Source organism: Pedobacter sp. FW305-3-2-15-E-R2A2, assembly GCF_038446955.1.
In the GTDB taxonomy this organism is placed as follows: domain Bacteria; phylum Bacteroidota; class Bacteroidia; order Sphingobacteriales; family Sphingobacteriaceae; genus Pedobacter.
In genome coordinates this window covers 3233285-3246700 of record NZ_CP151803.1, presented here as the reverse complement: position 1 = coordinate 3246700, position 13416 = coordinate 3233285, and the positions used below count along the sequence as shown (strand labels likewise).

Sequence of the window (13416 nt, the reverse complement as noted above, 5' to 3'; positions counted from 1 at the left end):
GGGACCGTACTCATTATAAATCCGCATATCTGAATTAATGCCCTTCAAAACATCAACATGAGCAACACTAACCTCCTCTCCCCCTACAATTGCACAGCTGATATTCCCCGAAACCAGTCCTGAATGTTTCAGCACCTCAATATGAGAAGGGGTCAGCTTGATGCTGTCAATCCCCCTGGAGCTGCTGAAACTATCACTCAGGATCGAACCCAGCTCCTGATCCTGGTCATAAACAAAAAGCCCTCTGCCACTCAGCAATCCACAAAAAATACTCGTTACAGTCAGGTCAAACGACAGGGAGGTGTAAAGTCCAAAATGACCCGATAGCCCATCATCAAAATAATATCCGGAACACCAGTTAAGATAATTCATTAAACTGCCATGCTCAATCATCACCCCCTTTGGCTGACCTGTAGATCCGGAGGTATAAATCACATAAGCCAGATCTGAAGTCCTGCATGGAATAAGCCCGCCGGATACCTCATCCAACCCTGACAACTGGACATCCATCGCAAAAAGAGCCCCCTGGTAATAATCCAGCTCAAACATGTAATCGGTCTGGGTCAGCAGTAATCCGATGCCTGCATCTTCCACCATATAACGGATGCGTTCTTTGGGATAAGCAGGATCAATCGGAACATAAGCCCCGCCTGATTTCAGGATTCCAAGAAGCCCTATGATCATCCAATCCGAACGCTCCACCAGCAAACCAACCAGCACATCAGCCCCGATACCATGGCTGGAAACCAGGTGGTGTGCCAGACGGTCGGATGCAGCATCAACTTCAGCATAACTCAATTCCCGGTCCCGGTAAACAACCGCTATAGCATCGGGATCAAGTAAAACTTGCTCCCGGAACATAGAAACCACGGTCTGCCCAGCCGGATAGGAAACATCGGTCGCATTGAATCCATACAGTAACTGTTCACGCTCGGCAATACTCAGATAATCCAAACCTGAGAATGCTGCATCAGGAGAAATGATCATCTCTGACAACAACGCGTTCAAATGCCCACCCATACGTATAACCGTCTCACGATCATACAAATCACTGTTATATTCTATCATTAAACTGAGCTCTGATACTCCCGCCCGGAATACAAAACGCAGGTCAAACTTACTCACCACATCGATACCACCACTGCTGTAGTTGCTCACCTGAAGTCCACCTAAGCTATTCTCAACTTCTTTGGCATTTTCGGCATGCTGTAATTCTACCAACACATCAAATAACGGATTACGGCTACGGTCTGCAACTAAATGAAGGTCACTCACCAGTTCATCAAAAGGGTACACCTGATGTTCATAAGCCCCAAGGGTAACTTCACGAGTCTGTTCCAGCAGCGAACGGTAACTTTCCCCCTCGCCTATACGGCTGCGAAGCACCAGTGTATTTATATAAAAGCCAATCTGGTCTTCCAGGTCTGAGTGGTTACGGCCGGCAATAGGACTGCCCACAATCAGATCATCCTGACCACTATAGCGGTAAAGCAATGCATTAACACCTGCCAGCACCCCCATAAAAAGTGTCGTCCCTTCTGATTGCATCAGGCTTCGTAAACCGGAAACGGCCAAACCATCAAGAGCGACCTGTATCTGTCCGCCGTTATACGTCTTCACCGCAGGACGGGGACGGTCTGTAGCCAGTTCCAGTACCGGAAGTGTTCCCGATAACTGCTGCTGCCAGTAACTCCGGTGTCTGCTCAGCGAAGCACCATTAAGCTCATTCTGCTGCCATGCAGCATAATCTTTATACTGAATGCGCAACCCGGGAAGCTCAGGTGCTGACCCGCTGACATACGCATTATAATAAGCCAATAACTCTTTAATCAGGATCTCCATCGACCAGCCGTCGCTGATGATGTGATGCATCACATAAGTGAAAACCCAGCGATCTGCGCCCAAACGATAAACACCGGCACGAAGCAAGGGACCTTGAGCAAGGTCAAAAGCCGCACGGATATCCTTTGCGACCTGTTCATGAACAACATCATCCTGATCAGCTGCAGCTGTAAAATCACACTCCGAAATCTTAAACCCAGACTCAGAAGCACTTAAAACAACCTGACGGATATCACCGGATTCATTATTGCGAAAAACAGTACGTAAAATCTCATGGCGCTCAATCAGCGCAGTAAAAGCATGGGAAAGACCGCCCAGATCCAATGAACCCTCAAACAGATAAACCCCGGGAGCATTGTAGGCAATATTACCATCGCCAAACTGGCTCAGGATCCACAAACGACGCTGAGAAGAGGACAGTACATAATCCGAAGACAGGTCTATCAACGGAATACCTGAAAAAGTTTCTTTTTTTCCAGCTGTAATCAGCGCTGCCTGTACGCAAAGTGTTGTCTTACTAAAAAGCTCCTGAAGTTCTGTCTTTACCTCAAATATTTTATAAATCTGGCTGCTCAAACGGATCATCTTCAGACTGTGACCGCCAAGATTCAGGAAATCATCATCAATACCAATACGTTCATGAGGCACCTCAAGCAGTTCACTCCAGATCGCCGCCAGCTTTTCTTCCACCGCTGTACGCGGAGCGACATATGCCACCCCACTGGCCATACCTAAGCCCTCAGGATCAGGCAATGCCTTGCGGTCGGTCTTCCCGCTGGCATTCAGCGGCAATGAATCCAGCTGAACATAATGGGAAGGAACCATATAGGCAGGAAGTCTACTGCCCAGGTAGGCACGCAGTTCCTGAATCACCAGTACTGAACCACTCACCAGGTAAGCAATCAGTTCCTGATCTGCTGAAACACCTTTACGTGCAATCACAACGGCAGAAACCATATCAGGGTAACCCTGTAGCACCCCCTCAATCTCTCCGGGTTCAATACGGTAACCACGGATCTTGACCTGGTCATCCTTGCGGCCCAGAAACTCAATGTTCCCATCTTCCAGCCAGCGCCCCTGATCTCCGGTCAGGTACATCCGTTCATTAATTCCCCGCTCCTTTTCTTCTGCAAGCTGGTAAGGATTCGGGACAAACTTCTCTGCACTCAACTCCGCACGGTTCAGGTAACCCCGTGCCAGACCAGCCCCGCTGATACAAATCTCTCCGGCAATACCTACTCCACTCAACCCGCCATCACGGCCGGTAATATAGATACGTGTATTGGAAATCGGCTTACCCACAGGAACAGTCAATGCGTCAACATGTCCGCCCTGCTCCACACGAAAAACACTCGCACAAATACTCACCTCCGTAGGGCCGTAAGCATTCAGATAATGACCATAACTTAAAAATTCATTTGCCGTCGAAACGACTGCACGCTCTCCGGCAGTAATCAAACTGCGGATACCTCCAAGATCACCCAGATCAAGCTGGCTCACATAAACCGGGGGAAGTGTACAAATGTCAATCCCATGGCGCTTCACATAATCCTGGAAACTTAAAGGAGACTGTTTCACCTCCTCCTCTACCACATAAAGACTACCCCCGCTGGAAAGACACACAAAAATTTCTGACACACATGCATCAAATGATATAGAAGCAAACTGCAGGTGACGGTCGCCATGTTGAGCCCCGAAAACAGACTGCTGCGCATAAACCGTATTCACGATAGCCCCATGCCCGATCATCACCCCTTTGGGCCTTCCCGTAGATCCTGAAGTATAAATCACATAAGCCAGATCTGAAGCCCGGCATGGAAGAAACTCACCGGAGACCTCATCCAACCCTGACAACTGGACATCCACCGCAAAAAGAGCGCCCTGGTAATAATCCAGTTCAAACATATAATCGGTCTGGGTCAGCAGTAATCCGATACCTGCATCTTCCACCATATAACGGATGCGTTCTTTGGGATAAGCAGGATCAATCGGAACATAAGCCCCGCCTGATTTCAGGATCCCGAGAATCGCAATGATCATCCAGTCCGAACGCTCCACCAGCAAACCAACCAGCACATCAGCCCCGATACCATGGCTGGAAACCAGGTAATGTGCCAGACGGTCAGATGCAGCATCAAGCGCCCCATAACTCAATTCCCGCTCCCGGTAAACAACCGCAATGGCATCCGGATCAAGTAAAACCTGTTCCCTAAACAAAGAAACCAAAGTCTGATCAACCGGATAAGAGACATCCGTCGCATTGAATCCATACAACAACTGTTCACGCTCAGCAGCGGAAAGACAGCTCAGCGCTGAAAGGTCATCTTCAGGAAAGTCCAGGACCTGATCAATCAGCTGAAGCAAATGCCCTTCCATACGTTCCATACGGGCATGCTCATAGTAACAGGGATCATAATCTACAATAAGTTCCATTTCTTCGCCCGGCATAATGGTGACGGTCAACCCATAATTGGTCTGCTCACTAACAGATACAGATTCAAAACGTAAACCCTCTCCATCACCTGCCCCCTGTTCCACCATCTGCTGAACAGGATAGTTCTCAAAAACCAGCACATGATCAAACAATCCGGAACCCAGCTCACTCTGCTGCTGAACCTCGGCCAGTTGTGTGTAATGATAATGACTTCCGGCAATAGACTCCTGCTGAACGGCGGCCAGCAAATCGGTAAAAGTCATCCCCGGAGATACACGGATGCGTACCGGAACCGTATTGCTAAACAAGCCGATCATGTCCTCCACACCATCCAGATCTGCAGGACGTCCGGAAACCACCGCACCAAATACCACATCTGAACGGTCATTGTATTTCCCAAGCAAAAGCCCCCATACCGATTGTATAAAGGTATTCTCAGTCACCCCCAACCTGCTGCACAACGCGCCAAGACGGCTAACATTCCCTGCAGATAAACGGATGCGTTTCTTCTCCCTCCCCTGACCCTCAACTGCAGAACTAAACCCTGCGGAAAAACTGCTCAAAGTATCGTATCCACGCAATAAATCTCCCCAGTAACCCAGCGAGGAGCCCTGATCAACCCGACCTAACCAGTTGATATATTTTGAATAACCCACTGCCTCTCCCAGCTCCGCCACCTTACCCTGAATCAAACTGTAATAGATCTGGAAGATCTCCCGGATCAGGATACTGCTGCACCATCCATCCATAATGATATGGTGATGACTCCAGATCAGTTCATAGGCTTCAGGCCCGACACATAAAACCATCAAACGCATCTGAGAGCCCGATTCCAGGTCAAAGCCCAGAGCACGGTCCTCTTCACGGTACCTTTGAATTGCCTCATCATCCGCACCAGCAACATCATGGTAACGGAAACCATCACCTACCGATTTGCGCACCACCTGAAGGGGAACATCACCGTAATCCCGGACAAAACTGGTCCGGAGGACACCATGACGCCCCACTAACTGCCGGTAACTCTCCGACAGTAAATCAATATCAATCCGCCCGTGTAAACGGCAACTGATCTGCATGAAATAGGCCGAAGAGTCAGGTGCACTCAGCCAGTGATAATATAAACCCTCCTGAAGCGGGCCAAGCCTGTAAACATCCTCCAGTAAAGCATCAGCATTCAACGAATGAACCTGTTCCACACTCAGCCCCTGATAACTCAGGTCCACAGGGCTCAGCTGAACGGTAGTGGATGCTGACAACTCCAGAATCAAGCCCTCCAGTTCCTGCTGATAGCGGCTGATCAATGACCTCATCCGACCGGTGCTGTATTGCTCAGCGCTGTAAACCACCGATAACTGAAGGCAACCATCCACAATCATTCCCGAAACATCCAGTAAACTCTGACGGGGCAACCCTCCGGAAATCTCCCGGCCATGGTAATCCCCACTGAAACTGAACAGCGAAGCCGATGGGGACACAGCACCGTCTTGCTCTTTTGAAGAACCGGCCCCGGATCCAAAATCACCCAGGTAATTGAAAGTCACCGAAGGACGGCACTGATATCCTGCCCCTCCAAGGTAACGGAGAATGCCATAACCAATCCCCTTATTGGGAACCCGGTGCAGGCATTCCTTAACCTCGATCAGCTGACGGATACGGTCAGCTGCATAACCCAGGTCAATACAAACCGGATAAGTCGTGGTAAACCAGCCTACAGTACGGGTAACATCAAGGCCCGAACCGATATCTTCACGGCCATGGCCTTCCATACCAATCCGGATATGATCAATACCAAAAACTCCCGCAAGGGACAATACCAACCCACTCACCAAAATATCATTGATCTCTGTATGATAACTCTGGTAACAGCGGTTCAGCAGCAGCGAGGTCATGGAGCGGTCCAGTGAAAAACTTTCCGAAATCCGGTCCCCGTACAAATTACTCCCGCCGGCCTGGTCTGCCTGCAGGTCTGCCAAAGGCCAGTCTTCTGATAAAGACCAGTAAGCCTGTTCCGCCAAAAGAACCGAACTCCGGCTATATTCCTCCTGTACGGACTGCCAGTGACGGAAAGAATCTGTCTTCAAAGGAAGCTGCACCACCTGCTCCGCCAGGAACTGCTCATAAAGTGAGGATAAATCCTCAAAAATGATACGCCAGGAAACCCCGTCAATCACCAGATGGTGACTCACCAGCAGCAACCGGTCTGACCCATCTGACCCACGGAAAAGTACCGCACGGAACAGGGGACCCGAAGATAAATCGGCACTGCCCTGAACATGGTCACAAAACAAAGCAAAACCGGCTTCATCCAATTCCTGTTCCACCTCCTCAAAGCCATAAGCCTGGCTGACCTCTTTATTCTCCTGTAACCAGGTTCCCTCCTGCTGGTAGTAAACCATACGCAGGGCGTCATGATGTTCTACCAGTTTATCCAGCGCTAAGCGAAGGGCCTTCAGCGATAAACGCGAGCTGCTCCGCAGTAAAACAGACTGGTTATAATGAACCGGTGTACTGCCATAATCTTCAAAAAACATCCGCTGGATGGGGCTCAGTCCTGTCAGTCCCACAACCGGCTGCTGGTCAATGTCCCGAACGACAACACTTACATATTTTGATAACGTTCCGATCACCGGATATAAAAGCACTTCCTGGATCGTTAAGGAATATCCCTGTTGTTTTAAACGCGACACAATCTGGATAGACTTGATAGAATCCCCGCCAAGATCAAAGAAACTGTCATGGATACCAATACGCGCTTTGGGGGTATTTAAAACCTCACTCCAGATCGCGGCCAGCTTTTCTTCAATCTCTGTACGCGGAGCAACATAGGCTACCCCGCTTGCCATACCCATGCCCTCAGGATCGGGTAATGCCTTGCGGTCGGTCTTCCCGCTGGCATTCAGCGGCAATGAATCCAGCTGAACATAATGGGAAGGAACCATATAGGCAGGAAGCTTACTGCCCAGGTAGGCACGCAGTTCCTGAATCACCAGCACTGAACCACTCACCAGGTAAGCAATCAGTTCCTGATCTGCTGAAACACCTTTACGTGCAATCACAACGGCAGAAACCATATCAGGGTAACCCTGCAGCACAACCTCAATCTCCCCAAGCTCAATCCGGTAACCGCGGATCTTAACCTGGTCATCCTTGCGGCCCAGAAACTCAATGTTCCCATCTTCCAGCCAGCGCCCCTGATCTCCGGTCAGGTACATCCGTTCATTAATTCCCCGCTCCTTTTCTTCCGCAAGCTGGTAAGGATTCGGGACAAACTTCTCTGCACTCAACTCCGCACGGTTCAGGTAACCCCGTGCCAGACCAGCCCCGCTGATACAAATCTCTCCGGCAATACCTACTCCACTCAACCCGCCATCACGGCCGGTAATATAGATACGTGTATTGGAAATCGGCTTACCCACAGGAACAGTCAATGCGTCAACATGCCCGCCCTGTTCCATGCGAAAAACACTCGCACAAATACTCACCTCCGTAGGGCCGTAAGCATTCAGATAATTACCATAACTTAAAAATTCATTTGCCGTCGAAACGACTGCGCTCTCCCCGGCAGTAATCAAACTGCGGATACCTCCAAGATCACCCAGATCAAGCTGGCTCACATAAACCGGGGGAAGCGTACAAATGTCAATCCCATGGCGCTTCACATAATCCTGGAAACTTAAAGGAGACTGTTTCACCTCCTCCTCTACCACATAAAGACTGCCTCCGCTGGAAAGACACACAAAAATTTCTGATACACATGCATCAAATGATATAGAAGCAAACTGCAGGTGGCGGTCGCCATGTTGAGCCCCGAAAACAGACTGCTGCGCATAAACCGTATTCACGATAGCCCCATGCCCGATCATCACCCCTTTGGGCCTTCCCGTAGATCCTGAGGTATAAATCACATAAGCCAGATCTGAAGCCCGGCATGGAAGAAGCCCGCCGGAGACCTCATCCAACCCTGACAACTGGACATCCACCGCAAAAAGAGCGCCCTGGTAATAATCCAGTTCAAACATATAATCGGTCTGGGTCAGCAGTAATCCGATACCTGCATCTTCCACCATATAACGGATGCGGTCTTTGGGATAAGCAGGATCAATCGGAACATAAGCCCCGCCTGATTTCAGGATCCCGAGAATCGCAATGATCATCCAGTCCGAACGCTCCACCAGCAAACCAACCAGCACATCAGCCCCGATACCATGGCTGGAAACCAGGTAATGTGCCAGACGGTCAGATTGAGCATCAAGCGCTCCATAACTCAATTCCCGCTCCCGGTAAACAACCGCAATGGCATCCGGATCAAGTAAAACCTGTTCCCTAAACAGGGAGACCAAAGTCTGGTCAACCGGATAAGAGACATCCGTCGCATTGAATCCATACAACAACTGTTCACGCTCAGCAACACTCAGATAATCCAAACCTGAGAATGGCGCATCAGGAGAAACCATCATCTCCGACAGCAACGAACTCAAATGACTTCCCATACGGACGATCCGTTCCCGGTCATAGATATCACTGTTATAATCTATCGTTAACTGTAATTCCCTGTCAGTTGCACTGAAATTGAACACAAGGTCAAATATACTTTTGAAAACCCCTGACCCCTGATATTTACTGATCAGCAGGCTTTCAGGTGCATGTGCTTTCATATAAGGGTTAGGCCCTTCATTATTCAGGATCACCTGCACATCAAATAAGGGATTACGGCTTCGGTCAACCGGCAGATTAAGGGCATTCACCAGTTCATCAAAAGGATAATCCTGATGGTCATAAGCCCCCAGAGCTACCTTACGGGTCTGTTCCAGCAGCGAACGGTAACTCTCCCCCTCGCCTATGCGGCTGCGAAGCACCAGCGTATTCACATAAAAACCAATCTGGTCTTCCAGGTCCAGGTGGCTTCGGCCGGCAATAGGACTACCCACAATCAAATCATCCTGACCACTATAACGGTAAAGCAAAGCATTAACACCCGCAAGCAACCCCATAAAAAGTGTCGTCCCTTCTGATTGCATCAGGCTTCGTAAACCCGAAAGAACAGACTCATCAAAAGTCACCTGAACCTGTCCCCCGTTATACGTCTTCACCGCAGGACGGGGACGGTCCCCGGACAGTTCCAGTACCGGAAGTGTACCTGATAACTCCTGCTGCCAGTAGCTCCGGTGTTCGCTCAGCAAAGAACCACTAAGCACCCCACGCTGCCAGGCAGCATAATCTTTATACTGAATGCGCAACCCGGGAAGCTCAGGCACCGACCCGCTGAGGTACGCATTATAATAAGCCAATAACTCTTTAATCAAAATCTCCATCGACCAGCCGTCGCTGATGATGTGGTGCATCACATAGCTGAAAACCCAGCGATTTGCGCTCAAACGGTAAACACCCGCACGAAGCAGGGGACCCTGCCCAAGGTCAAAAGCCGCACGGATATCCTTTGCGACCTGTTCATGAACAACATCATCCTGATCAGCTGCAGCTGTAAAATCACACTCCGAAATCTTAAAACCAGACTCAGAAGCGCTTAAAACAACCTGACGGATATCTCCGGATTCAGTGCTGCGAAAAACGGTACGTAAAATCTCATGGCGCTCAATCAGCGATGAAAAAGCATGGGAAAGACCGCCCAGGTCCAATGAACCCTCAAACAGATAAACCCCGGGTACATTGTACGCAATATTACTCTGGTTCAGTAAACTCAGAATCCACAAACGCTGCTGAGAAAGTGATAAAGGGTAATCTCTTTGCTTTTCCACAACAGCAATACTGGTAAAGACACCTTTATTGGCCAAACCAATCAATTCTGCCTGTGCACAAAGTGTCGTTTTACTGAAAAGATCCTGAAGACCCGTCTTTACCCCAAATGTTTTATAAATCTGGCTGCTCAAACGGATCATCTTCAGACTGTGGCCGCCAAGATTCAGGAAATCATCATCTATACCGATACGTTCCTGAGGCACCTCAAGCAGTTCACTCCAGATTTCTACCAGTTTTTCTTCAGTCTCTGTACGCGGGGCAACATATGCCACCCCACTGGCCATACCTAAGCCCTCAGGGTCAGGCAATGCCTTGCGGTCGGTCTTTCCACTGGCATTCAGTGGCAATGAGTCCAGCTGCACATAATGGGAAGGGACCATATAGGCAGGAAGTTTACTGCCCAGGTAGGCACGCAGTTCCTGAATTACCAGCACTGAACCACTCACCACATAGGCAATCAGCTCCTGCTCTGCTGAAGCACCTTTACGGGCAACGACCACAGCAGAAACCATCCCCGGATACCCCTGCAAAGCGTTCTCAATCTCTCCGGGCTCAATCCGGTAACCACGGATCTTGACCTGGTCATCCTTGCGGCCCAGAAATTCAATGTTCCCATTACTAAGCCACCTTCCCTGATCTCCGGTCAGGTACATCCGTTCATTCAGCCCCTGCAGCTTTTCTTCCGCACGCTGGTAAGGATTCGGTACAAACTTCTCTGCACTCAACTCAGGACGGTTCAGATAACCCCGCGCAACGCCAACCCCGGCGATACAAATCTCACCGGCAACACCCACAGGACTCAAATCACCATGACGCTCAACAATGTAAATCTGTATATTTGAAATCGGCTTCCCGATAGGCACCAGCTGGTCAGCGGCCAGGGGTTCATAATGGGTTACTTCAATAGAGGCCTCGGTAGGACCATATAAATTGTATATGGGAACAGACAACTTACGGTACCACTTCTGTACAGTATCCAGGCTAAGTGCCTCTCCACTGGTCACCAGGGCAGTCAGGCTGCTTAAACGAAGCGCCACATCTTCCTGCTCAAATGCCCAGGACATAAAACTATTCAGCATGCCTGCCACAAAATGAACATAGCTAACCCCATGCTCAGTGATCAGGCGGAGAATCCGTTCCGGCACCGCCACATCACCTCCACTACAAAGAATCATCTTTGCACCCCAGCACAAAGGCATAAAGATCTCTCCCACTGAAACATCAAATGTATAACTTGTCTTCTGAAGAACAACCAGTGAAGAACTAAACCCATAATAACGCCACATCCAGTCAATCCGGTTGATGACCCCTCCATGTTCTACCATCACCCCTTTAGGAAGGCCGGTAGAACCCGAGGTATAAATCACATAAGCCAGGTCAGAAGCCTTCCGCTCAACAATTACTTCATCCTCGCTAAAGGAAGCCCCCTCCAGCAGGAACTCAGACAGCCATTCTGAATCGATCACCAAAACACAGCCACTGTCGCCAACAATATAATCAACCCGGTCCTGTGGATATTCAGGATCGATTGGAACATAGGCCCCGCCCGATTTCAGAATACCCAGGATCACAAGGATCATCCACTCCGAACGCTCCAGTCTGATTCCGATCAGTGCATCCTTACCGATAACATGTGCCGATAGCAGGTAATGTGCCAAACGGTTTGAAGCAGCATCAACTTCTGCATAACTCAACGCTTTTTCCTGATAAACAACCGCTATGGCAGAAGGACGAAGTAAAACCTGTTCCTTAAACAGGGAGACCAATGTCTGATCAGCAGGATAAGGTGCATCCGTAGCATTAAAATCAGACAATAACTGCTCACGCTCAGCAGCGGAAAGATAGCTCAGCGTTGAAATCGGTGCTTCCGGGGAATCCACCATTTCAGACAACAGCAAGCTCAGATGGCTGCCCATGCGCGTGATCGTATCCCGGTCATACAAGTCACTGTTATATTCTATATTTAAATGCAAATCATCATCACCAGTTGTAAAATTAAAACTCAGTTCAAACTTACTCACCTGACTGTTGTCGCCTAATTCATAACTTCTTATATTTAAGTGATCAGGACTATGATTGTCTTTTCCTAACTGTACAGCATCCTTATTCTGTAAAACCACCATCACATCAAATAACGGATTGCGGCTTCGGTCAACCGGCAAACGAAGATCATTCACCAGCTCATCAAAAGGATATACCTGATGCTCATAAGCCCCCAGGGTAATCTCCCGGGTCTGCTCCAGCAGTGACCGGTAACTATCCCCCTCTCCAATGCGGCTGCGTAAAGCAAGCGTGTTCACATAAAAACCAATCTGGTCTTCCAGGTCAGAATGGTTACGGCCGGCGATAGGGCTTCCCACAATCAGGTCGTCCTGACCACTGTAACGGTAAAGCAGGGCATTCACCGCTGCAAGTGCCCCCATAAAAAGGGTAGCCCCGGCTGATTGCACCAGTACACTTAAACCCGACACAGCCTCCCTGTCAAAAGCGACATGAACCTGTCCGCCGTTATAGGTCTTGATCAGCGGACGAGGCCGGTCTGTGGCCAGATTCAGTACAGGGACAACACCTGACAACTGCTGCTGCCAGTAACTGCGGTGCTGACTGAGCAAAGCACCATTAAGTTCCTTCTGCTGCCAGGCGGAATAATCTTTATATTGAATACGCAAGGCAGGAAGTACAAGCTCCGATCCATGGACATAGGCATTATAATAGGCCAACAATTCCTTAATTAAAATCTCCATTGACCAGCCATCGCTGATGATATGGTGCATCACATAGGTGAAAATCCAGCGGTCAGCTTCTAAACGGTAAACACCGGCACGAAGCAATGGCCCCAGGGCAAGGTCAAATGTGCCGCTAAAATCTTTTGCAATCAACTCCTGAACCTGCTCCTGTTGATCTGCAACTTCCTGCATATCTGTTTCAGTAATACTAAAACCAAGTTCCTCCGTACTTAAAATAACCTGGCGGATATCGCCGGATTCATTGTCCCGAAAAACGGTACGCAAAATCTCATGACGCTCAATCAGTGCAGAAAAAGCATGAGAAAGGCCCGCCATATCCAACATACCTTCAAACAGGTAAACATCAGGGATATTATAAGCGAGATTACCATCACCAAACTGGCTCAATATCCACAAACGATGTTGAGATGATGACAATACATAATCCGAAGATAAGTCAACTAAGGGGATGACCTTATTTGAATATTCAAGCGAGCTTATTCTTTTTAGATATTCAATTAAAGCCGCTTTATTAAGCTTGATTTCTCCTAACAGAACTTCGTCTATTTTTCCTTTTGGAAACCTAACAGACAAATCCTCTTCAGATAACTTAATATGAATATTTTCATTTCTTAATCTTGATATAAGATCTTTCAT

The 13416-nt window shown here is 48.8% G+C and carries 1 protein-coding gene (running past one end of the window); it reads right to left on the bottom strand.

Annotated features, from left to right (window positions below):
- Nucleotides 1–13416 carry the 5' portion of an amino acid adenylation domain-containing protein gene (locus AAFF35_RS12925; RefSeq protein ID WP_342332929.1) on the bottom strand. Its footprint begins 948 nt before the window's first position, so the window shows 13416 of its 14364 coding nt (coding positions 1–13416); its start codon is at nt 13414–13416; the stop codon falls past the left edge of the window.